The sequence below is a fragment of the Streptomyces sp. NPDC037242 genome (assembly GCF_055604165.1).
The window spans coordinates 13,710-35,897 of the sequence record NZ_JBVJUY010000010.1 but is presented as its reverse complement, the minus strand read 5'-3'; the positions used below and the strand labels follow the sequence as shown (position 1 = coordinate 35,897).

The window sequence follows — 22,188 nt, the reverse complement described above, 5'->3', positions numbered from 1 at the left end:
GGGCATGACGCAGGACACGGAACAGGGCCCGGAGCAGGGTACGGACCAGGACGCGGAGCGGGCGCGGCGGCTGGTGGCGGCGGGGCGGGCGGCCGAACGGATGCTGGGGGGCAGCCTGCGCGAGGCCACCGTCGGCGAACTGCTCGCCGGGCTGAGCGCGCCGGATCCGGACGAGCCGGCCGACCTGTACGGGGACGGGGTCGTCGGCCGCCTGGAGCGGCGGGTGGCGGAGCTGCTGGGTACCCAGGACGCGGCGTTCTTCCCGACGGGGACGATGGCCCAGCAGATCGCGCTGCGGTGCTGGGCGGGGCGGACCGGCAGCCCGGTGGTCGCGCTGCACCCGATGAGCCATCCGGAGCGGTGGGAGGGGGGCGCGCTGTCGGTCGTCTCCGGGCTGCGGACCGTCCACCCGACGGGGGAGCCGCGCCAGCCGACGCCGGAGGAGGTCCGGGACCTGCCCGAGCCCTTCGGCACCCTGATGCTGGAGCTGCCGCTGCGGGACGCCGGTTTCCTGCTGCCCGCGTGGGAGGAGCTGGAGGAGCTCGTGGCCGCCGCGCGGGAACGCGACGCGGTCGTCCACTTCGACGGAGCCCGGCTGTGGGAGTCGACGGTCCACTTCGGCCGTTCCCTGCCGGAGATCGCGGCGCTGGCCGACTCGGTCTACGTCTCCTTCTACAAGTCCCTCGGCGGGCTGAGCGGGGCCGCGCTCGCCGGGTCCGCGTCGCTGGTCGCGGAGGCGAGGGTCTGGCGGCACCGGTACGGGGGCCAGGTCTTCCGGCAGTTCCCCGCGGCGCTGTCGGCGCTGGCCGGGCTGGAGTCCGAGCTGCCGAGGCTCCCGTCGTACGTGGCCGGGGCGCGGGCCGTCGCGCAGTCCCTGAGGGAGGCGTTCGAGGCGGCCGGGGTGCCGTGGTTCCGGATCAACCCGGAGGTGCCGCACACGCACCAGTTCCAGCTGTGGCTGCCGTACGACGCGGACCGCCTGACGGACGCGGGGATCCGCCTGGCGGAGGAGACGGGCACGATGCTCTTCCGCCGGTGGTCCGCCGACGGCCCCCCGGGCGTCTCGATGACGGAGGTCGAGGTCACCGCCCCCGGCCTCACCTGGACCCCCGAGGACGTCAAACAAGCCGCGACGACCTTCCTCACCCACCTTTAGCCCCGCCGGGCGGGGCTCCGCGCCCTCAATCGCCGGCGGGGCTGAATATCCGCTCCAGCGGCAGCTGGGCGCGGGTCCGGGCGGAGCCCGGGGAACGGCGGAAGGGCGGGGCGGGGAGCGGGGGAACGGGTCCGCCAGGCAGGTGCCCGCCCCGGCGGGGGCCGAGCCGCGCGGGCGGCGTGGGGACGGGTCCGCCCCGCCAAGGGGGACCGCCAGCGGTAGCTGCGCGCGGGTGCGGGCAGAGCCCGGGGAACGGTGGCGGGGCGGGGCGGGGAGAAGCCCCGCGCAGCGGGAACGGGTCCGCCAGGCAGGTGCCCGCCCCGGCGGGGGCCGAGCCGCGCGGGCGGCGTGGGGACGGGGCCGCCCCGGCGGGGGATGAGCCCTGCGGGCCTGCCCTGGCGGAGGCCCGCCCAGGCAGGGGGCGAGGCGCGGGCGCAGCGGCGGGACGGGTCCGCCCCGGCGGGGGCGAGGCGTGCGGGTGCGGGTGCGGGACGGGCCGCGCCGGCAGGGGCTCGCACCGGCGGGGCGCGGCGTGCGCGGGCGTGGTGGGGGACGGGGCGTGCTGCGGTGCGGCGCACCGAATTCCCGGGAAGACGGTGGCTGGGAGCCGCCGCGGCGTTACCGTCCCTCCACGGGAATTACCGGCGCCGTTGTCGGAGGAGACACTCATGACCGCTCAGCCCGTCTGGCAGAAGTCCTCGTTCTGCGGCGAGGGAGACGCCTGCGTCTACGTCGCCGCCGCCCCCGGCGCACTCGTCCGCGTCGCGGACCACGCCGACCCCGCGCACCTCGTGCTCGCCACGACCCAGGCCGCCTGGGCGGACTTCCTGCGCGCGGTCAAGCAGTCCGGCTGACCTCTGACCCGCCGCGCCGCGCCAGGCCACCCTCAGGGGATTTTGTCCGATTAGCGCGTATCTTCGGCCCATGCCCACGCCCTACGGATCCCGCGGCGGGATGGCGTTCAGCGCAGCTGAGCTGCTCGTGCTCAGGCGTCTCCTCGCCCACGCCCTCCAGTCCTCCACGGCCCCACTGACGGCCGCGGAGGTCCAGGACTGCCTGCGCCTCGCGCAGTCGGTGGACGACGCGGTCCAGGAGGCGGGTCGGCTCAGAGAGTTCCTCCTCGCCGACCTGGCGCGCTACCGGGCCGCCCTGCCCGGCAGCCTCTCCGGCTTCCTGGAGCTGCTGCAGGACGCGCTGGCCGCCGGGTACGAGCCCGTGCCCGACGACCTCGCCGCCCTGCGTGCGCTCCGCGCCAACCCGGTGGCCGCCGGGCTCCTGGACCGGGCCCAGGGGATCGCGGAGCGCTCCGTACGCCGCAGGCTCTCCACGGCCCCCGCGCCCCGCACCCGGCTGCTGGCCCTCGCGGGCGGCAAGGAGGACGAGCCGCGCCCCGTACCCAAGAAGCCGCAGCCCGAGCAGCCGAAGGAAAAGCCCATTCCGACGCCCGGCGAGGTGTTCCCGCCGCGCCGCAAGCCCACACCGCCCCCGGCGGCGGGCCGGGCGACGGGTCTGGCGGTCGGCTAGCTACCCTGAGGCCATGGACTACGTTTCCGCGCTCGTGCCCCCGTTCGTGATGGCCGCGTTCTTCATCGCTCTCGTCGTGACGATCGTGAAGAGCCAGGGCGGCTCCAACAAGGCGAAGGAAGACGCGGCGGTCGACGCCGTGCTCGCCCGCGCCGAGGGCGCACAGCAGGCGAAGCCGCAGAAGTAGCGGACCGCGAGGAGGGGCGTACGGCTTTCGGGCCGTCCGCCCCCCGATTTTGTTGCGCGTTGCCGGCCGAATAGTCGGGCAATTCGCGACATCCCGCACTATCGTGCTGTTGTGCCTCGCCCCTTGGGAGAACTCGAAGACGCAGTCATGACGCGGGTGTGGCAGTGGAACCGCCCGGTCACCGTTCGGGAAGTACTGGAAGACCTCCAGCAGGAACGGTCCATCGCGTACACCACGGTCATGACCGTTATGGACAATCTTCATCAGAAGGGCTGGGTCCGCCGGGAAGCGGAAGGCCGCGCCTATCGATATACGGCGGTCTCGACCCGTGCCGCCTACTCGGCCGCACTGATGAACGAAGCGTGGTCGACGAGCGACAACCCCGCGGCCGCCCTCGTGGCCTTCTTCGGCATGATGTCCGCCGAACAGCGCGAGGCCCTGCGCGATGCCGTACGGATCGTCCAGCCCGCGGAGGAGCCGGCCGCCGCCCCCGAAGGCGAAGCCGCCACCAAAGCCCCCGAAGCCCCGGAAGCCCCGGAAGGCGAAGCCGCCCCCGAAGCGGAGGCCGCTCCCGAAGGGGACGCCGCCGAGCAGCGGTCCGAACCGGGGCGATAGCGTCCGGGCATGGGAGAGCTTTCCGCTGCAGATGCAAAAACCGTGACGATCCGCCGCGCGCGCACCGGTGATGTTCCCGCGCTGCGCCGCCTCCTCGACCAGTACGTGCAGCAGAGGATCCTGCTCGACAAAGCCCCGGTCGTCCTTTACGAGGACATCCAGGAGTTCTGGGTCGCGGAACGCGCCGGGGACGGCCAGGTAGTGGGCTGCGGCGCTCTCCACGTCATGTGGGAAGACCTCGCCGAAGTGCGCACTCTCGCCGTCGACCGCGAGTTGAAGGGCGCGGGAGTCGGACATCTGGTGCTGGACAAGTTGTTGCACACCGCCCGTCGGCTCGGGGTGAGCAGGGTTTTCTGCCTGACCTTCGAAGTGGACTTCTTCGCGAAGCACGGCTTCGTCGAGATCGGCGAGACGCCGGTCGAGACCGATGTCTACATGGAGCTGCTGCGTTCCTATGACGAGGGTGTTGCCGAGTTCCTCGGTCTCGAACGAGTGAAGCCGAACACCTTGGGCAACAGCCGGATGCTTCTGCACCTCTGAACGATCAGGGCGGCTTTTACGGCGGTCCGCGCACCTGTGGCCTATGTCCGAATCGCGCACGTTTCCCGCCTCGTTGCGGTCTCGAACCTTCCCCGGGGGGTTTGTGTTTTCCAGGCAAAAGCGGTTTCCTTTCCGCGTACTGCATTTTCGATGAAAGGAAATCCGGTGGCACAGAAGGTTCAGGTCCTTCTTGTCGACGACCTCGACGGTGGCGAGGCGGACGAGACCGTGACGTTCGCTCTGGATGGCAAGACCTACGAGATCGACCTCACCACCGCCAACGCTGAAAAGCTCCGCGGCCTGCTCGACCCGTACACCAAGGGCGGTCGCCGCACCGGTGGCCGTGCCGCGGCCGGGCGCGCCAAGGGTGCTCGCGCGACTGCGGGCTCCGGAAACCCGGACACCGCCGAGATCCGTGCGTGGGCGAAGTCCCAGGGGCTGAGCGTCAACGACCGCGGTCGTGTGCCCGCGGAGATCCGCGAGGCCTACGAGAACGCCAAGGGCTGAGGCGTACGCCGCCGCAGGCGGGCGCGGTGGCATTCCGTCGCCGCCGCGGCGACGAGGCGTACGAGATCGGCCCCGTCCCTCCCGACGGGCCCGACGCCCTGCCCCGTACCGGGCAGGGCGGGCAGCGATGCCTCGCACCCCGGCTCGGGGGGCCGCAGCCACACGGCGGTCCCCCGGGGACTTCCCTCCGGGTCCGGGTGCCCGGGCGGCACCGGAGCGGTGATCCGGCCACCCGCACCCAGGGCGGCGAGATCCAGAGCGACCCCGCCCCACTCCAGCCAGTCCAGCAGGCCCTCCAGCTCCTCCGCGCCGCCCGCGGCGACGAGGAACCGCATCCTGCGCCCCATGACCGCCACCGGACCGGTGGTGACGCGCCTGCGCAGCACCGCGGTCCCGGCATCGGCCGGCAGCTCCAGCACGTCGAACCGCACCCCGGTGACGAGCTGTGCGGGCGGCCCGCCCGCGACGGTCCAGCCGAGCACGCGTTCGTACCAGGACGCCCAGGCTGCCGGGGGCGCGCCTTCCGCGCCCTCCACCGCTCCCGTGAGGGCTTCCGTGGCGGCGGGGCGGCGGGGCAGCGGGACGGTGAGGGCCATGACCGGAGCAACTCCCGAAACGCTCCCGGGTTACGCGCGATGTGACACACCGCAGCCACACCAATGCGGAACGTAAACATCCGTCGAGGTGGCGTCCCACATTCGGGACGCGAACGTGTTCGCCCGTAGCGGAGGGAACCGGTGCCACCGGCATGGAGTGTCAGTCCTTACGGGTAAGACATTCCTTGTGGATCGGGGCGACACGCTGATTTGACCGGCTCCCGTTCGCGCTCGGCGTACACGTGTGACGGGTATCTGCCTGGCCTGCGGGAACATCGTCTCGCACCATCGGGTTGGAGCAGTTGTCGGCTCTTCAAGCCGGTTTTCCCCCCGATGCGGGGGTGAGCCGCGGAGGGATGTCGGCAGTTGGAATGAGCTGTCCCGCCCCGCGGGACTAGCATGCGGAAGGACAGGGCGGGGACCGACCCCGAACTGCCCGACCGCTCTGAGGAGCGATAAACGATGTTCGAGAGGTTCACCGACCGCGCGCGGCGGGTTGTCGTCCTGGCTCAGGAAGAAGCCCGGATGCTCAACCACAACTACATCGGCACCGAGCACATCCTCCTGGGCTTGATCCACGAGGGTGAGGGTGTCGCCGCTAAGGCCCTGGAGAGCCTCGGGATTTCGCTCGAGGCTGTTCGCCAGCAGGTTGAGGAGATCATCGGCCAGGGCCAGCAGGCCCCGTCCGGCCACATCCCCTTCACCCCGCGGGCGAAGAAGGTCCTGGAGCTTTCGCTCCGAGAGGCCCTCCAGCTCGGCCACAACTACATCGGCACCGAGCACATCCTGCTCGGCCTGATCCGCGAGGGCGAGGGCGTCGCCGCCCAGGTCCTCGTGAAGCTGGGCGCCGATCTCAACCGAGTCAGGCAGCAGGTCATCCAGCTGCTCTCCGGCTACTCCGGAGGCGGCAAGGAGTCGGCCACCGCCGGCGGCCCGGCCGAGGGCACCCCCTCGACCTCGCTCGTCCTGGACCAGTTCGGCCGCAACCTCACCCAGGCTGCCCGCGAATCCAAGCTCGACCCGGTCATCGGGCGCGAGAAGGAGATCGAGCGGGTCATGCAGGTGCTGTCCCGCCGGACGAAGAACAACCCGGTCCTCATCGGCGAGCCCGGCGTCGGCAAGACCGCCGTCGTCGAGGGCCTGGCCCAGGCGATCGTCAAGGGCGAGGTGCCCGAGACGCTCAAGGACAAGCACCTCTACACGCTTGACCTCGGCGCCCTGGTCGCCGGCTCCCGCTACCGCGGTGACTTCGAAGAGCGCCTGAAGAAGGTGCTCAAGGAGATCCGCACCCGCGGCGACATCATCCTGTTCATCGACGAGCTCCACACCCTCGTGGGTGCGGGTGCCGCCGAGGGCGCGATCGACGCCGCCAGCATCCTCAAGCCCATGCTGGCCCGTGGTGAGCTCCAGACCATCGGTGCCACGACGCTCGACGAGTACCGCAAGCACCTTGAGAAGGACGCGGCCCTCGAGCGCCGCTTCCAGCCGATCCAGGTGGCGGAGCCTTCCCTCCCCCACACGATCGAGATCCTCAAGGGTCTGCGCGACCGCTACGAGGCCCACCACCGTGTCTCCATCACGGACTCGGCCCTCGTCGCCGCCGCCACGCTGGCCGACCGGTACATCTCGGACCGCTTCCTGCCGGACAAGGCGATCGACCTGATCGACGAGGCCGGCTCGCGAATGCGCATCCGCCGGATGACCGCGCCGCCGGACCTGCGCGAGTTCGACGAGAAGATCGCGAACGTGCGCCGCGACAAGGAGTCGGCGATCGACTCCCAGGACTTCGAGAAGGCGGCTTCCCTCCGTGACACGGAGAAGCAGCTGCTGGCTGCGAAGGCCAAGCGCGAGAAGGAATGGAAGTCCGGCGACATGGACGTCGTCGCCGAGGTGGACGAGGAGCTGATCGCCGAGGTCCTGGCGACGGCGACCGGCATTCCGGTCTTCAAGCTCACCGAGGAGGAGTCCTCGCGGCTGCTCCGCATGGAGGACGAGCTCCACCGTCGGGTCATCGGCCAGAAGGACGCCATCAAGGCGCTCTCCCAGGCGATCCGCCGTACCCGTGCGGGTCTGAAGGACCCGAAGCGCCCGGGTGGCTCGTTCATCTTCGCCGGCCCGTCCGGTGTCGGTAAGACCGAGCTCTCCAAGACGCTCGCCGAATTCCTCTTCGGCGACGAGGACGCGCTGATCTCCCTCGACATGTCGGAGTTCAGCGAGAAGCACACGGTTTCCCGTCTCTTCGGTTCGCCCCCCGGCTACGTGGGCTACGAAGAGGGCGGCCAGCTGACCGAGAAGGTCCGCCGGAAGCCGTTCTCCGTCGTCCTCTTCGACGAGGTCGAGAAGGCGCACCCGGATATCTTCAATTCCCTTCTCCAGATCCTGGAGGACGGTCGTCTGACCGACTCCCAGGGCCGGGTCGTGGACTTCAAGAACACCGTCATCATCATGACGACCAACCTGGGTACGCGGGACATCTCGAAGGGCTTCAACCTCGGCTTCGCGGCCCAGGGAGACACCAAGACCGGATACGACCGGATGAAGGCGAAGGTCAACGAAGAGCTGAAGCAGCACTTCCGGCCCGAGTTCCTCAACCGTGTCGACGACACGGTCGTCTTCCACCAGCTGACCGAGGAAGACATCATCCAGATCGTCGACCTCATGATCGCCAAGGTCGACGAGCGCCTGAAGGACCGCGACATGGGCATCGAGCTGAGCGGTGACGCGAAGCTCCTGCTCGCCAAGCGCGGCTACGACCCGATCATGGGCGCCCGCCCGCTGCGCCGGACCATCCAGCGCGAGATCGAGGACCTGCTCTCGGAGAAGATCCTCTTCGGCGAGCTGCGTCCCGGTCAGATCGTGGTCGTCGGCAAGGAGGGTGAGGGCGACGACGCCAAGTTCACCTTCCGCGGCGAGGACAAGTCCACGCTGCCCGACCTGCCCCCGATCGAGGCCACGGGCTCCGGCCCGGACCTCTCCAAGGGTGCGTAAGCAGTAGCGAGGTCAAAAGGGGCGGCCCGGAACCCACGAGGTTCCGGGCCGCCCCTTCTCGTCATGCCGGGGCCTCTCCCGACAGCTCCAGCAGTTCAACCCCCGGGAAGCGCCGGTGCAGCCGGTCCTCAACTCTGGGGTCGAGGCCCTCGCAGGGATACACCCGAACATGCCGGAGCGCGGGCAGGTCGGCGAATTCCACGAGGCCGCCCAGTGTCGCGGCCGACAGAGCGAGTACCTCCAGGTGCTCTAGGCGGGAGAGCTCGGCCCAGGTCGCTTCTCCGCGGGGGCGCCAGTCGCATCCGAGCAGCAGCACGGCAAGGTTCCGCAGCTGGCCCAGACCCGCCAGGTCTGCGGGTGCGTGCTCGAGATCGAGCACCTCCAGGGGTACGGCCGCGGCCAGATCGGCAAAGGACCAAGGGGTGTAGTCCCCTGCCAGCCTGAGGTGACGCAGTTGCGGCCAGGTCGCGGTGGCGCTGCCGACGGTCAGCTTGCCACCCAGGTAGAGGGTGACGTCCTCCAAGGGCAGCCCGTGCAGCCCGCTCAGGTCCTTCAGGGTGGGCCAATCGTGGACGTTCAGCTCTCGGAGCGAGGTATGGCCGCGTAGGAACTCCACGTCGGCGCCGCCCCCGAAGTGGTGGAGGGCTAGCTTCGCCACCGGCTGGCGGCGCAGGAAGGTGGCCAGGGCGTCGCGTGACACGTCCTTGCCGACGATCAGGCCTGCCCCGCCCGTGAGCCCGGGCAGTGCCAAATGGGCATCCGAGATGATGTCGAGCCACTGCGGGGGTGGGTCCAGGCGGACGATGACCTCCTCGGCGTAGCGCTTGGTGTCGAAGCGCGGCCATAGCCGGGCCAGCTCCTCCCGTACGTCCGCCGAGGGGTGGCCGACGTACTGGGCCAGGAAGGGGATCGCCTGGTCGCTGCCGGTCCGGCCGGCAGCAATGACCGTACACAGCGTCTGGTTGTGGCTGAGGCTCATGTCGGGGCCGGGCAGCAGCCCCAGGATCAGCGGGCCGACGCGGGCCAGGGAGTCGGCCACCACGATGTCCCCTGGCGGGACGAGCGCGCGGGCCGCCGCCCGGATCTCCTCGCGCAGATCCGGCTCCAGCTCGGCCGCGTCCTCCAGACAGGCGAAGGCGAGGAGCACAGCCCGCGTGGAGCGTGCCGCCAGCAGGTTCCGCAGGATCTCGGCGCGGTCCCGGGGGCGGCCCTGGGCGACCGCCATGCGGATGACGTCCTCCCACTGGTCGTCCTCGGCGTGCCGGGTCAGTTCGCTCAGGCTGCCCTCGTCCAGGGCAGCCCTGGCCCCCAGGAAGTCCTGGAAGGTGCGGTGGACGAACTGGACCGTGTCCACCGTCGGGGCGCGCAGCAGCCCGGTGCGCTCCAGGAAGTGCCTGAACACGGCCGGCGCCTCGCCGAGGACGGCGGCCGCGGGTACGGAGGGCAGGCCCTTCCCGATCAGGGACTCGGCCTGGTCGCGGCTCATCTCGGTGCGGCCGTTGCGGATCAGCCAGAACGCGAGCCGCTGGAGGAGCTGGAGCTGGGGCTCCTCGGCGATGTACGGCAGCCGCAGCCCCCGCTCGCGGTCGCGGCGGTGCAGGAGCATGGACAGGGCGGCCGAGTAGAGCTCCCTGCGGCCCGAGGGCAGGAAGCCGCGGCGTTCGCGGTGCAGGGCGCAGATCAGGCCGCACAGGAGCGGGTTGGTGGCGAGCCGGGCCAGGTCCGGCTTGGTCGCCACGGAGTCCAGCAGCTGGTCGCGGTACTCGTGGGGCACGTCGTCGGCGGCGTCGTGCCAGCGCTCGATGAAGGCCCGTACGTTCGCCGGGGTCATCGGGGCCAGGGTCACCTCGGCGAAGTCCACGTCGGCGAGCCAGTCGTGCCGTACCGCCGAGGGGCGGGAGGTGACCAGCCAGCGGTTGTCGGGGTAGGCGGTGATGAGGTCGGCGAGCCAGTCGCGGGCCCGTGGCCGTTCCGCCTCGGGTATCTCGTCGATGCCGTCCACCAGCACCAGGGCCCGTCCGTCGCGCAGCACCCGCCCGGTCCAGCCGTCGGGGTCCTCCCCGGACAGCGGTGTGCCGGCCAGGAACTCGGAGGGCGCGGGGAGCCGCTCGCCGTTGCGGGTGAGGGTGCGCAGCGGCAGTACGTACGGGATGTGGCCCGGGCCGGCCGGCTCGCGGGCGGCGGCGACGGCCAGCCACTGGATGAGGGTGGTCTTGCCGGATCCGGCCTCACCGCGCAGCAGGACCCGCCGGTACTCGGTCAGGATCGCGTCCGCGGGCAGCAGGCCCCCTCCAGGGACCGGGGCCGGGGCGGGAGCCGTACCCGGCGCGGGGGCCGGGGCCGCCCGGTCGACCTCCAGGCTCACGTACGCGGCGTCCAGCGGCCAGCGGGAGGACCCGGGGGCCAGGTCCAGGCCGAAGATGGTGAGCGTGCTGTGGCGCCGGGCGAGGTAGTCGAGGTAGCGGCGCTCGAAGGCGGTGTCGCGGCCGTCCTGGCGGGGGACGCGGGTGAGCACCTCGTCCACCTTGGTGATCAGCTCGCCCTGGCGGCGGCTCTGTTCGACGAGGGTGGCGGCCACGAAGGTGGAGCGCTGCGTGAAGAAGTTCAGGATGTGCAGGCAGGCCAGCTCCAGCACGCGCCGGTAGAAGAGCTCGGCGTCGTAGGACAGGCCCCGGTAGGGCGCCGCGTCCCGTAAGGCCCGGGCGAAGGCCTCCGGACCCAGCCGGACGGCCTCCAGGTCGGTCAGGGTGATGTTGCCCAGGCAGTGGAGGGTGGCGGCGAGGGCGGCGGCCACGCCCGCCTCCTCGCCCGGTGGCAGGGGGCGCTCGCCGGGGGCGTCCAGCGCCTCCGCGACCAGCTTGTCGGCCAGCTTGCGCAGGTCCGGGCCGGACAGGACGCGCTGCTCGCGCAGGGAGACGTACGAGGAGATCCGCACGGGCCGGTCCACGAGGCCGGCTCCCGCGCCCTCGCCCCGGAAGAGCTTCTTGACGAGGGGGGTCACGACCCCCGAGGCCAGCCGGATCACCGCCACCGATGCGTCCACGGGCGTGAGCGTAGCCAGGGCGGGGTGCAGGTTGCAGGTCTTTGGTCCCGGAGTGGCCCGCGGAGGTCCCGCGCCGGTGACAAGCCGCACAGGGCAAATCGGGCCTACTAGGAACTTTCGTAGATCCAATGGTCCGATTTGCCCTACCCCGAGCCCAGTAAGTAGGCGGTCAACAGGTCAGCCGGCCCTCTGCTCACCTACGAGCCCCGGTAGTAAGAGCGGGGTTTGGGGAAGCCGGGGGGCACGGGTTACCAAGGGTGGGCTCGCCGCCCCGAACGGGTCGCGAACCGTCCCTGTCCCCGGCCCCGGAGGTCTCCTTCATGTCCGCGAAGCGCGTCAGCACCCGTCGTACCCGTATCGCCATCGGCGCCACCGCCCTCGGTGCGGCCCTGGCATTCGGGGCCGGGACGACCGCCGCGTTCGCCGACACGACCCAGACCGCCCTGACCGGTACCGCCGAGCTGGTCGCCGCCCAGGCCAAGGCCCAGGCCGACGCCGTCGCCGCGAAGCCGGCGGTCGTCGCCTGGGAGAAGCCGGTCGACAAGTACACGCTGTCCGCGACCTTCGGCAAGGGCGGCAGCATGTGGTCCAACAAGCACTCCGGCCAGGACTTCGCCGTCCCGGTCGGCACCCCGGTCGACGCCGCCTCCGCGGGCACCGTCGTCAAGGCCGGCCCCAACGGCGGCGGCGACGGTCCGGCCTACGGCAACGCCATCGTGATCAAGCACGCCAACAACACGTACTCGCAGTACGCGCACCTCTCGAAGATCAAGGTCAAGGTCGGCCAGAAGGTCACCAAGGGCCAGCAGATCGCCCTGTCGGGCAACACCGGCAACTCCAGCGGCCCGCACCTGCACTTCGAGATCCGCACCACCCCGAACTACGGCTCCGCCGTGAACCCGGTGGCCTTCCTGCGCGCGGCCGGCGTCACCGTCTGACCCGGACCCGCAGCCCCGCACGACCCGCACGACCCGAAAGCCCCGGACCCGACCAGGTCCGGGGCTTTCGGGTCGGATCAGATGATCCAGGCGTGGCTCGGCATGCCCAGGGAGTCGAGCTTGCCGGAGTCCAGCACCGCGACCTGCTCGGGGCTCAGCACCTTGTTCCAGATCCGGATCCGGTCGAGCGATCCGACGAGCGAGCCGCTCCAGATGCCGTGGTGGCGCGACCGGCCCAGCTGCACCGGACCGGGGCCCGGCCAGATCCCGCTGATCTGGGCCGCTCCCGCGAGCTTGTCCTCGACGTAGAGGGCGATCGTCTTCTTGTCGGCGTCGTACGTGGCGGTCAGCTGGGTCCACTTGTTCACCGCGCCGGGAGCGTCCACGACCACCTGCTGCACGGTGGCGTCGGCGCCCTTGTCGCCGGTCTGGACGCGGAACACCCAGGAGGGCTTGCCGTTCACCGACTCGAAGCCCAGCTCGAAGGAGTACGAGTCCCCGTCGCCCTGGCTGATCGCCATGCGGGAGCCGTTCTCGACGACGGTGTAGAGGCGCGTGGTGACGCTGAAGCTCTTCGTGACGTCCACGGCCTGTTCGGAGCCCTGGGCGAAGGAGTTCGGGCCGCCCTTGAAGCGGACCTCGTCGCGCTCGCCCATCTTGAACAGCGCGGCGTCCGGGGCCATCGCGAGCTGCACCGGGGATCCGCCGGGCACGCGGTCGCGCAGCAGGGTGGGGTCGCCCGCCACCGTCGGGGACTTGTCCTCCGGGCTCTTCGAGGGGCTCGGGGAGTCCGAGGCCGCCACCGGGGGCTTGTCGTCCTTCGGCTTGTCGTCCGAGCCGCCGGCGAAGAACAGGTAGCCCCCGCCCGCGAGGAGGACCACGGTGACGGCCCCGCCGATGATCGACAGCATCTTGCGGCGCGAGCGCTGCGCCTCGCTGCGGTCGGCCATCGCCTGCCAGTCCGGCTGCGAGGGCTGCGAGGGCTGCGAGGGCTGCGAGGCTTGGGCGAAGGCCGGCTCCTGGTGCCGCGCCGGTCCGCCGAAGGTCGTCGGCTCGCCGAAGGCCGGCTCCCCGAAGGCCGGTTCCCCGAACGCGCCCGGTGCGCCGGGCTGCGGCTGCGCCGAGTACGGGTTCGGCTGCCCCGGCTGCGGGTACCCGTAGCCGGCCCCGGGTATCTGGCCCGGCGGGTATCCGTATCCGCCGGGCCCCGTCGCGGGGTTCGGCTGGGGGTTGTGGGGGCGATCCGTACCTTCAGTCATGGCACGGATGCTAAGACATCGGGCCCAGGCTGCGAACGGCCTGGTCGCCTACTGCTGCGGCTTGACGACCGGGAAGCTGCCCGTCGCCGTCGGCGCGTGCTCCGGGAGCCACAGCACCGCCACCGCGCCCGCCGCCGCGCCCTCGCGGTCGAAGCCGCCCGGGGCCGCCACGTTACGGAACGTCAGCCGCGCGCCCAGCACCCGCGCCTGGCCCTCCGCGATGGTCAGTCCCAGCCCGTGCCCGACCCCCGCGCGGTCCGTCGACCCGGTGCGGAACCGGCTCGGCCCCTCCCGCAGCAGCGCCTCGGGGAAGCCCGACCCGTGGTCCCGTACGCGCACGACCCGGCCCTCGATGTCCACCTGCACCGGAGGGCGCCCGTACCGCGCGGCGTTGGCGAGCAGGTTGCCCAGGATCCGCTCCAGCCGCCGCGGGTCGGTGCTGACGACCTCGTCCGCGACGACCCGTACGGTCGCCTCCGGCATCAGCGCCGCGACCCGGCGGCTCACGAACTCGCCGAGCGCCACGTCCTGGAGCTCGGCGCGCTCGGAGGCACTGTCCAGCCTGGCCACCTCCAGCACGTCCTCGACCAGGACCCGCATGGCCTGCGCCCGGTCCCGTACGAGCTCGGTCGGACGGCCCGCGGGCAGCAGTTCGGCCGCCGTGAGCAGGCCCGTCACCGGGGTCCGCAGCTCGTGCGCGATGTCCGCGGTCACCCGCCGCTCGGCCTCCAGCCGCTGCTGGAGCGCGTCCGCCATGGCGTCGACCGCCCGCGCGAGGTCGTCGGTCTCGTCCCGTACGACGCCTCCGACCGCGTCCCGCACCCGTACCTCGGGATCCCCGTGGGCCACCCGCTGCGCGGCGGCCGCGGCCTTGCGCAGCCGGCGCGAGATCTGCCCGCCGATGAGGACGCCGAGCGCGGAGCCGCCGATCACGACGGCGAGGGAGCCGACGACCAGGGCCCGGTCCAGGTCGCGCACCATGTTGGCGCTCTCCCGGAACTGCGTGTGCAGCGACAGCACCTGCCCGTTGCCGAGCGGTACGGCGGCCCACACCTCCGGGAGCCCCTTCGGGTTGTCCTGGATGTAGGTGCCGCGCCGCCCCGAGCGCGCCTTCTCGCGCAGCTCGGCGGGCAGGTCGGGGTCGTTGAGCTTGGCCCCCATCGGGGGTTTGCGCCCGGCCTCGGCATTGCGGGAGATGAACTGCACCCGGTCGAGCTGTACCTCGCGGGCGCTCTCCAGCATCGACACCCGGGCAGCACTGTGCACCACCAGGCTCAGCGCGAGCGCGGTGAGCGCGCCCACGGTGGTGATGGCGAGGGTGATCTTCCAGCGGATGCCGGTGCGGAGGGTGAACCGCTTCATTGCCTTCGGGGCCTCAGGCCTTCAACTTGTAGCCGAAGCCCCGGACCGTCTCGATCCGGTCCTGACCGATCTTGGTGCGCAGCCGCTGTACGTGGACGTCCACCACCCGGGTGTCGCCGCCCCAGTCGTAGTCCCAGACCCGCTCCAGCAGCCGGTCGCGCGAGAGCACGGTGCCGGGCGCGGAGGAGAACTCCAGCAGCAGCCGCATCTCGGTCGGGGTCAGTGCCACGGCGGCGCCCGCCTTGCGGACCTCCATGCCCTCGGTGTCGACCTCCAGGTCGCCGAAGGCCAGGACCCCGCGCTCCTCGGAGCCGGCCTCGTCGCCGCCGGAGCCGCCGTTCTGCGGTCCGCCGGCGTGGCCGAAGCGGCGCAGGACCGCGCGGATGCGGGCGACGAGCACCGAGCCGTCGAAAGGCTTGGTGACGTAGTCGTCGGCGCCCGCCTCCAGGCCCAGCACCACGTCGATGGAGTCGGCGCGCGCGGACAGCATGATCACCGGGACGGTGGACTCGTCGCGGATGCGCCGGCACAGGCTGACGCCGTCCATGCCGGGCACCATCACGTCGAGCAGCGCGATGTCGGGCCGGTCGGCGCGGAAGGACTCCAGGCCGGACAGCCCGTCGGGCATGGCGGTGACCACGAACCCGTCGCGCTCCAGCGCCAGGGTCGTGGCCTCGCGGATGACGTCGTCGTCCTCCACGAACAGGACATGGGTCTCGGCCATGCGGAAGCCTCGCCTTTAGTTCTTGGTGATGGCCGGAGCGGGTGCCACGCCGCCGTCGACCACGTTGCTGTAGTCCGAGTGGACCCGGTCCTGCTCGGTGAACATCTCCCCGCTCCAGCGGTAGGTGATCACGTCCTCGCCCGACGGGTAGGCGAGCGCGTCGCTCTTCCCGTAGACCGGCTTGTTGACCACGAGGGCGCCGCGGTCGATCTCCGCGTAGACGGGCGGCTGCTCGTCCGAGAAGACATTCTCGTACTTCCCGTCGTCGGCCCGGTACACGTACGAGCCGCGGCCCAGTGCGTCGGCGCACGACAGGACGTTGACGACGATGTCCACGGCCGAGCTGCCGGTGAGCTTCCCGTAGCTGACGTCGACCGGGTACTCCTTGCCCGTGCAGGGCTTGAGGTCGCGCTTGATCTCTGCGCTCACCTTGGGGTCGGCCTTGAGCAGCGCGATCGGGTCGACCTTCTTCGCGGGCTGGGCGGAGGAGGCCGGGGCGTCGGCCGAGGGGGCGGCGGTCGGCGGGGTGCTCTTGGCCACGGACTCGGTGCGGGCGGGGCCGCCGTCGCGCAGGCCGGTGCCCCCGGTGGAGCATCCGACCGCGAACAGCACTGTGCCGACGAGGACGACCGTCCCCGTCGACACCAGTACCAGCGAGCTTCTACCGCTCAGGCATTGGCCATTCAGGCCGCGCACCGCTCACGCCCCTCGTACCGGATGGTGTGGTCACCGCGTTCGAGCGCGCGCATGTCCAGGTCCCGGCTCTCCAGCTCCTGCCGGAGGCGGGCCAGCGCGCGGTGCAGAGTGCTCTTCACGGTTCCCGCCGACATGCCGAGCGCCGCGGCCGTCTCCTCGGTGCTCATCTGCTCCCAGTGTCGCAGCACGACCACGCTGCGCTGCTTGGGCGCGAGCACCTTGAGGATGTCCATGAGCAGGGCGCGGTCGGCGCGCTGGTCGGAGCCGTCCTCGACGGAGGCGTCGGGCAGCTGCTCGGTGGGGACCTCTTCGAGCTTGCGGGCGCGCCACCACTCGGTACGGGTGTTGATCATGACCCGGCGCAGGTAGGCGTCGGCGAGGGACTTGTCGGCGATGCCGTCCCAGCGGCCGTAGGTGCGCACGAGGGCGGTCTGCAGGAGGTCCTGCGCGTCGGTGGGGTCCGGGACCAGGCGCCGGGCGCTGCGCAGCAGCGCGTCCTGCCGAGTGCGTACGTACTCCTCGAATTCGAGTACCTCGCCGTGCGCCGTGTGCGCCATCTCAGACCGCCTCCGTACCGACCGACCAACCCGCGTCCTCTGCCTTACGGATTCGAAAGTACGGAGGCGTTGTCACGGGCCTGTGCGGACCAGCCTTCGGTGGGCGCACGGACACCCATAGGTTGTGTAACAGCACCCGTGAGCTGGGGTTTCGCGGACATAAGCGGAATCTTCGAGTCAGCTTCCAGTCAGCTTCGAGCGGGCTCCGAGCCGGTGGCGGCTCCGCTCTGCGGAAGCCGGTACATGCCCTGCGCCAGCGGCTCCACCAGCCCGTCGGCGACCAGACCGTCCAGCGCCCGGGCGCGCTGCACCGGCTCGTCCCACACCGTGTCGAGCAGCGCCTGCGGAACCGCGCCGACCGCCTCCCGCAGCACCGCGAGGAGCCTGCCGCGCACCTGCCGGTCGGTCCCGGCGTACGTCTGCCCGCGCCGCGGCGGTCCCTCGTGCGCCGGCTTCCCGGCGAGCCGCCACGCGCACAGTCCGGCCACCGGGCAGCGGGCGCAGTCCGGGCTCTTGGCCGTGCACACCAGGGCCCCGAGCTCCATGGAGGCCGCGGCCCAGCGGGCAGCGGTGTCCTCGTCCCCGGGCAGCAGCTCCCGGGCCAGGCGCCGCTCGGCCGCGGTGGTGGCGTTCGGCGGGTACTCCACTCCCGTGGCGGTGCGCGCGAGGACCCGGCGGACGTTGGTGTCGAGCACGGCGTGCCGCTGCCCGTACGCGAAGGAGGCCACGGCGGCCGCCGTGTACTCGCCGATCCCGGGCAGCGCGAGCAGCTGCGCGTGCTCCCGCGGTACGTCGCCCCCGTGCCGCTCCGTTATCGCGACGGCCGCGCCGTGCAGGCGCAGGGCCCGGCGCGGGTACCCGAGCCGCCCCCAGGCCCGTACGGCCTCCCCGGAGGGCTCGGCCGCCAGGTCGGCGGGCCGGGGCCACCGGGCGAGCCACTGCTCGTACACGGGCAGGACGCGGCTGACCGGGGTCTGCTGGAGCATGAACTCGCTGACCATGACCCCCCAGGGGCCGGCCTCGGGGCGGCGCCAGGGCAGGTCGCGGGCGTGCTCGTCGAACCACGCGATGACGGGGGAGTGCAGCGCGTGCGCGGAGTGCTGGGATACGGGTGCAGTCATGGCAGACGGCATCCTGGCACGTTTCGGGCCTGCCGCGCGGGGCCCGGGCCGGTGAACCAGACAGCGGCGCGGCCGCCGCTCGCCCGCATGGCGGTGGTGATCGTACTGATAGGACCGGTCAGCAGCAGTACGACGAGGGCGGCGAGCGAACCGCCGAGCAGCAGGCCCATCGCGACGTCGTGCGGGTAGTGCACCCCGACGAAGACGCGGGAGAGGGCCATCAGGAGCGCGAGCGGCACGGTCAGCAGGGCGAGCCGGCGCACGGCCAGGGCGAGCGCGACGGCGGCGGCGCCGGCGATGGCGGCGTGGTTGCTGGGGAAGGACCAGTCACCGGAGGGCGGACACGGGACCAGCGAGGCCGCCGCCCCGGCCACGGCCCGGCAGGGCCGCTCCTCGTCCACGGTGGACTTCACGACCTCGGAGGCGACGTAGGCGATGGCGGTGGCCAGCGGCGCCACGACGGCGAGGGCGACGGCCCGGGGGTCGGGGCTGCGGCGGGCCCGCCACCACGCGGCCACGAAGAGCAGGCCGAAGAAGAGGAGCCCGTACTCCGTCCAGACCTCGACGGCCGACTGCACCCAGGCGGGTGTGGAGTGGGCGAAGTCGGTGATGTCGCGATAGAGGTCAGAACTGTCCATGGTCACCGAGAGTACTCAAAGCGGATTAATGACTTTGTGAGGTGAACGGCTGGTTCTGATCGCTCGTCAGTCCACTCGCAGGATGATCATCGCCAAAACAAGCCGGGTGCGCGGCATGTGGGGCACGGATCGCGCCGCGAATTCTCGTAAGGTTCCGTTCGTGGGATCTCTGCGCAATCCGGTCGGGCCGCTCCCCTCCTCCATCTACTGGCGACGGAGGGCTGTGCTGGCGTCCGTTGCCGCGCTCCTCGCGCTCCTCGCCGTATGGACCGTCAGTTCCGGCGGGGGCAAGACGAGTACGAACGGCAAGGGCGAGAGCGGCCCCAACCCCGTCACCTCGATCACCCCGGGCCCCTCGGGCAGTGGCCCGGCGATCAGTCAGGCCCCGGGCGGCCGGGCGGAGTCGGGCACCGGCTCCGAGGGCGGCAGCGGTGGCGGCGGCTCCGCGGGCGCCGGCAAGAACGGCGAACCGGGCGGCGGCACGGGCTCCGGCGGCGCGGGCGGATCGGGTTCCGCTTCCGGTGGCGGCGGTTCGGCCCAGGTCCCGGCCGACTCCCCGCTGCCCACCTGCGCGATGGGCGCGGTGCAGTGGGAGGTCAAGAGCGTGAAGAACGAGTACGAGGCGAACGAGAAGCCCCGCCTCGAACTCCTGGCCCGCAACGTCTCCGGCACGACCTGCAAGGTCGATCTCGGCCCGAGGCAGGCGGTACTGACCATCCTTCAGGCGACGACCAGCAAGGCCGTCTGGTCTTCGGCGGACTGCCCTGCGGGCGCGGGCAACGTCTTCTTCCGCGTCCCGGCGCAGGGCGAGACGAAGCAGTCCCTGGAATGGGACCGCCGCTTCAGCGCGGCGGACCAGTGCGCCACGCCTCCGGCGGGGTCCGCGGCTCCTGACACCTACGTGGTCGAGGTCAAGTCCCCGGGCATGCCGGTGGCCCGCACCTCGTTCGTCCTGAAGCAGGACTGAAAGGTCAGCAGGACTGAAGGGTCAGCAGGACTGAAGGGTCAGACGTAGCGTTCCAGGATCGAGGACTCCGCCAGGCGGGACAGGCCCTCGCGGACGCTGCGCGCACGCGCCTCGCCGACGCCGTCGACCGTCTGGAGGTCGTCCACCGACGCGGCCAGCAGCTTCTGCAGGCCGCCGAAGTGCTCCACCAGCCGCTCGATGATCGCCCCCGGCAGCCGCGGAACCTTCGCAAGCAGCCGGTAGCCCCGCGGGGACACCGCCGAGTCCAGGGTCTCCGGCGAGCCTGTGTAGCCCAGCGCCTTCGCCACGATCGCCAGTTCCAGCAGCTCGGGGTGGGTCAGCGCGTCCAGTTCGAAGAGGGCCTCGTCCACCGTGCGGGAACGCTTCGCCGTCGGCTCCGGAACGTAGTCCCGGATCACCAGCTCCCGCTCCTGCTCGATCCCGACCGTCAGCTCGTCCAGCTGGAGGGACAGCAGTCGCCCGTCCGTGCCCAGTTCGACCACGTACTCGGCGATCTCGGTCGCGATCCGGCGCACCATTTCCAGCCGCTGGGCGACCGCCGTCACGTCGCGGACCGTCACCAGGTCCTCGATCTCCAGCGCCGACAGCGTGCCCGCGACCTCGTCGAGGCGCAGCTTGTACCGCTCCAGCGTGGCGAGCGCCTGGTTCGCCCGGGACAGGATCGCCCCGGACTCCTCCAGCACGCGCCGCTCGCCGTCCACGTACAGCGCGATCAGCCGCATCGACTGCGAGACCGAGACGACGGGGAAGCCGCACTGCTTCGAGACGCGGTCCGCCGTGCGGTGCCGGGTGCCGGTCTCCTCCGTGGGGATCGACGCGTCCGGCACCAGCTGCACGCCGGCCCGCAGGATCTTGGTGATGTCCTTGTCGAGGATGAGCGCGCCGTCGAGCTTGCACAGCTCGCGCAGGCGGGTCGCCGTGAACTCCACGTCCAGCACGAAGCCGCCGGTGCACATCGAGTCGACCGTCTTGTCCATGCCGAGGACGATGAGCCCGCCGGTGTTGCCGCGGACGATCCGTTCCAGCCCGTCACGCAGCGGCTGACCAGGTGCGACCGCGCTCAGCGAGGCACGCATCATGGCCTCCTGCTTGGAGCTCGCGCCCGACTTTCCGGATGCTGCTGCCCCGTCCTTGGCTGCCACTGCACTCCTCCGGTCGCGGGTTGTGCCGCCTGCGTACGGCCGGGCGGACCAGCACAAAGTCTACCGGCGCGCACTGCGGCCCCGCCGAGCGTTGGCGCAGGCGCCCGCCACGGGGCCCCGTACGGACCTGCTGAGCTGCTACTCCGCGTCGCGTTCCCGGGCCGGAGTGCGGGACCGGCCGCGCGGCAGGGCCCGTAGCGCATCGCCCATGTCGGCGACCTCCGTGACCTTCATGCCGGGCGGCACCTTCCCCGGATCCACCGGCACCAGGGCGTGCGTGAACCCCAGCCGGTGGGCCTCCGCGAGGCGCCGCTGTACGCCCGTCACGCGCCGCACCTCGCCGGCCAGCCCGACCTCGCCGATGGCGACGAGGTTCTTCGGGAGCGGGACGTCGCTGGCGGCCGAGGCCAGCGCCAGCGCGATGGCCAGGTCGGCGGCCGGCTCGGTCAGCTTCACCCCGCCCACGGTCGCGCTGTAGATGTCGCGCTTGCCGAGCGCGGTGATCCGGCCGCGCTGCTCCAGCACGGCCAGCATCATCGAGACGCGGGAGGTCTCCAGACCCGAGGTGGTCCGGCGGGGCGAGGGGATCTGCGAGTCCACCGTCAGCGCCTGCACCTCGGCGACCAGCGGGCGCTTGCCCTCCAGGGTCACCGTCAGGCAGGTCCCCGGCACGGCCTCGGCGCGGCGGGTCAGGAACAGCCCGCTCGGGTCGGCGAGCCCGGTGATGCCCTCGTCGTGCAGCTCGAAGCAGCCGACCTCGTCCGTGGCCCCGTACCGGTTCTTCACGCCGCGCACGAGGCGCAGCCGCGCGTGCCGGTCGCCCTCGAAGCTGAGCACGACGTCCACCAGGTGCTCCAGCAGCCGGGGTCCGGCGATGGCCCCGTCCTTGGTGACGTGCCCGACGAGCAGCGTGGCCATCCCGCGCTCCTTGGACGCGCGGATCAGCGCCCCGGCCACCTCCCGCACCTGGGCCATGCCGCCGGGCGCGCCGTCGATCTCCGGGGAGGCCACGGTCTGTACGGAGTCCAGGACCAGCAGGGACGGCTTCACCGCGTCGAGGTGGCCCAGTACGGCGGACAGGTCGGTCTCGGCGGCGAGGAAGAGGTGGTCGCTGAGCGCGTTGATCCGGTCGGCCCGCAGCCGCACCTGGCTCGCCGACTCCTCGGCGGTGACGTAGAGCGTGCGGTGCTCGTCGGTGGCCGCCTTCGCCGCGACGTCGAGCAGCAGCGTCGACTTGCCGACGCCCGGCTCGCCCGCGAGCAGGACGACGGCGCCGGGCACCAGGCCGCCGCCGAGGACGCGGTCGAGCTCGGACACGCCGGTGCTGCGGGCGGTCGCGGTGCGGCTGTCGACCTGCGCGATCGGGACCGCGGCGGACGAGACCCGGCCGGCCGCGGTGGTCCGGACGGCGGGCGCGCCGCCGATCTCCTCGACGGTGCCCCAGGCCTGGCACTCGGGGCACCGGCCGAGCCACTTGGCGGTGGAGTACCCGCACTCGGTACAGCGGTAGGACGGCCGGTCCTTGGCGGATGAGCGAGATGTACGGGCAGCCATGCGCCCCACGGTAGCCGCCGGTACCGACAGCGCCGTGGCGGGCGGCGTCAGGG

The 22,188-nt window shown here is 71.8% G+C and carries 21 protein-coding genes; 10 read left to right on the top strand and 11 right to left on the bottom strand.

Translation table 11 applies throughout. From position 1 onward, the window contains the following. Positions 1–4 precede the first annotated feature (4 nt). The 7 genes from ACZ7GJ_RS14150 (at position 5) to ACZ7GJ_RS14120 (ending at position 4,529) form a co-directional block, all read left to right on the top strand. On the top strand, positions 5–1,156 hold the full coding sequence (locus tag ACZ7GJ_RS14150; RefSeq protein WP_470751634.1) for a threonine aldolase family protein: 1,152 nt from the start codon (positions 5–7) through the stop codon (positions 1,154–1,156). 668 nt (positions 1,157–1,824) lie between these two features. Then, entirely contained in the window at positions 1,825–2,010 is a 186-nt protein-coding gene (locus tag ACZ7GJ_RS14145; RefSeq protein ID WP_470751632.1) for a DUF397 domain-containing protein, read from the top strand. A gap of 70 nt (positions 2,011–2,080) precedes the next feature. Then, on the top strand, positions 2,081–2,680 hold the full coding sequence (locus tag ACZ7GJ_RS14140) for a hypothetical protein (RefSeq protein WP_470751630.1): 600 nt from the start codon (positions 2,081–2,083) through the stop codon (positions 2,678–2,680). A 13-nt stretch (positions 2,681–2,693) separates the two neighbouring features. Continuing rightward, a complete protein-coding gene (locus ACZ7GJ_RS14135; protein ID WP_365923970.1) occupies positions 2,694–2,867 on the top strand; it encodes a hypothetical protein in 174 nt (57 codons plus the stop codon). Between the two features lie 147 nt (positions 2,868–3,014). Continuing rightward, entirely contained in the window at positions 3,015–3,482 is a 468-nt protein-coding gene (locus ACZ7GJ_RS14130) for a BlaI/MecI/CopY family transcriptional regulator (RefSeq protein WP_470751627.1), read from the top strand. Between the two features lie 9 nt (positions 3,483–3,491). Beyond that, positions 3,492–4,022: an amino-acid N-acetyltransferase gene (locus ACZ7GJ_RS14125; RefSeq protein WP_470751626.1), complete on the top strand. Its 531-nt coding sequence runs from the start codon at positions 3,492–3,494 to the stop codon at positions 4,020–4,022. 165 nt (positions 4,023–4,187) lie between these two features. Next, positions 4,188–4,529, top strand: a complete 342-nt coding sequence (locus ACZ7GJ_RS14120) for a histone-like nucleoid-structuring protein Lsr2 (protein ID WP_470751624.1) — start codon at positions 4,188–4,190, stop codon at positions 4,527–4,529. Here the strand turns inward: ACZ7GJ_RS14120 and ACZ7GJ_RS14115 are convergent. Continuing rightward, positions 4,508–5,125 carry an SCO3374 family protein gene (locus tag ACZ7GJ_RS14115; RefSeq protein WP_470751622.1) on the bottom strand — a complete coding sequence of 206 codons (618 nt, stop codon included), beginning with the start codon at positions 5,123–5,125 and terminating at the stop codon, positions 4,508–4,510. The genes ACZ7GJ_RS14120 and ACZ7GJ_RS14115 overlap by 22 nt on opposite strands. A gap of 462 nt (positions 5,126–5,587) precedes the next feature. On the opposite strand from ACZ7GJ_RS14115, the gene ACZ7GJ_RS14110 reads away from it, so the two are divergent. Continuing rightward, the gene (locus ACZ7GJ_RS14110; protein ID WP_365923960.1) at positions 5,588–8,113 is read left to right on the top strand and encodes an ATP-dependent Clp protease ATP-binding subunit; all 2,526 of its coding nucleotides are present in this window, start codon (positions 5,588–5,590) and stop codon (positions 8,111–8,113) included. A 61-nt stretch (positions 8,114–8,174) separates the two neighbouring features. Here ACZ7GJ_RS14110 and ACZ7GJ_RS14105 read toward each other — a convergent pair whose 3' ends face one another. Beyond that, positions 8,175–11,156, bottom strand: a complete 2,982-nt coding sequence (locus tag ACZ7GJ_RS14105; protein WP_470751621.1) for an NACHT domain-containing protein — start codon at positions 11,154–11,156, stop codon at positions 8,175–8,177. Positions 11,157–11,476: 320 nt separating this feature from the next. Here ACZ7GJ_RS14105 and ACZ7GJ_RS14100 point away from each other — a divergent pair, with 320 nt between their 5' ends. Beyond that, entirely contained in the window at positions 11,477–12,094 is a 618-nt protein-coding gene (locus ACZ7GJ_RS14100) for a M23 family metallopeptidase (RefSeq protein WP_470751619.1), read from the top strand. 77 nt (positions 12,095–12,171) lie between these two features. On the opposite strand, the gene ACZ7GJ_RS14095 is transcribed toward ACZ7GJ_RS14100, so the two are convergent. From ACZ7GJ_RS14095 to ACZ7GJ_RS14065, 7 genes are all read right to left on the bottom strand, one after another. Next, entirely contained in the window at positions 12,172–13,353 is a 1,182-nt protein-coding gene (locus ACZ7GJ_RS14095) for a LamG domain-containing protein (protein WP_470751618.1), read from the bottom strand. Positions 13,354–13,401: 48 nt separating this feature from the next. Then, positions 13,402–14,715 (bottom strand): two-component system sensor histidine kinase CseC, encoded by a 1,314-nt coding sequence (cseC, locus tag ACZ7GJ_RS14090; RefSeq protein ID WP_470751616.1) that lies wholly within the window; start codon positions 14,713–14,715, stop codon positions 13,402–13,404. A gap of 13 nt (positions 14,716–14,728) precedes the next feature. Continuing rightward, positions 14,729–15,439 (bottom strand): two-component system response regulator CseB, encoded by a 711-nt coding sequence (cseB, locus tag ACZ7GJ_RS14085; RefSeq protein WP_470751615.1) that lies wholly within the window; start codon positions 15,437–15,439, stop codon positions 14,729–14,731. A 15-nt stretch (positions 15,440–15,454) separates the two neighbouring features. Then, positions 15,455–16,084, bottom strand: coding sequence for a hypothetical protein (locus tag ACZ7GJ_RS14080; RefSeq protein ID WP_470751614.1), 630 nt, complete (start codon positions 16,082–16,084; stop codon positions 15,455–15,457). A gap of 38 nt (positions 16,085–16,122) precedes the next feature. Continuing rightward, a complete protein-coding gene (locus ACZ7GJ_RS14075) occupies positions 16,123–16,692 on the bottom strand; it encodes a SigE family RNA polymerase sigma factor (protein ID WP_365923948.1) in 570 nt (189 codons plus the stop codon). A gap of 188 nt (positions 16,693–16,880) precedes the next feature. Further along, positions 16,881–17,813 (bottom strand): HhH-GPD family protein, encoded by a 933-nt coding sequence (locus ACZ7GJ_RS14070; RefSeq protein WP_470751612.1) that lies wholly within the window; start codon positions 17,811–17,813, stop codon positions 16,881–16,883. After that, positions 17,810–18,451: a phosphatase PAP2 family protein gene (locus ACZ7GJ_RS14065; RefSeq protein ID WP_470751610.1), complete on the bottom strand. Its 642-nt coding sequence runs from the start codon at positions 18,449–18,451 to the stop codon at positions 17,810–17,812. Before ACZ7GJ_RS14065 ends, ACZ7GJ_RS14070 begins: the two co-directional genes overlap by 4 nt. Positions 18,452–18,674: 223 nt before the next feature. Here ACZ7GJ_RS14065 and ACZ7GJ_RS14060 point away from each other — a divergent pair, with 223 nt between their 5' ends. Further along, entirely contained in the window at positions 18,675–19,418 is a 744-nt protein-coding gene (locus ACZ7GJ_RS14060; RefSeq protein WP_470751609.1) for a hypothetical protein, read from the top strand. Positions 19,419–19,456: 38 nt separating this feature from the next. Here ACZ7GJ_RS14060 and disA read toward each other — a convergent pair whose 3' ends face one another. Together disA and radA are read right to left on the bottom strand one after the other, a co-directional pair. Continuing rightward, a complete protein-coding gene (gene disA, locus ACZ7GJ_RS14055) occupies positions 19,457–20,581 on the bottom strand; it encodes a DNA integrity scanning diadenylate cyclase DisA (protein WP_470751607.1) in 1,125 nt (374 codons plus the stop codon). A gap of 138 nt (positions 20,582–20,719) precedes the next feature. After that, the gene (radA, locus tag ACZ7GJ_RS14050; RefSeq protein WP_470751605.1) at positions 20,720–22,135 is read right to left on the bottom strand and encodes a DNA repair protein RadA; all 1,416 of its coding nucleotides are present in this window, start codon (positions 22,133–22,135) and stop codon (positions 20,720–20,722) included. Positions 22,136–22,188 lie beyond the last annotated feature (53 nt).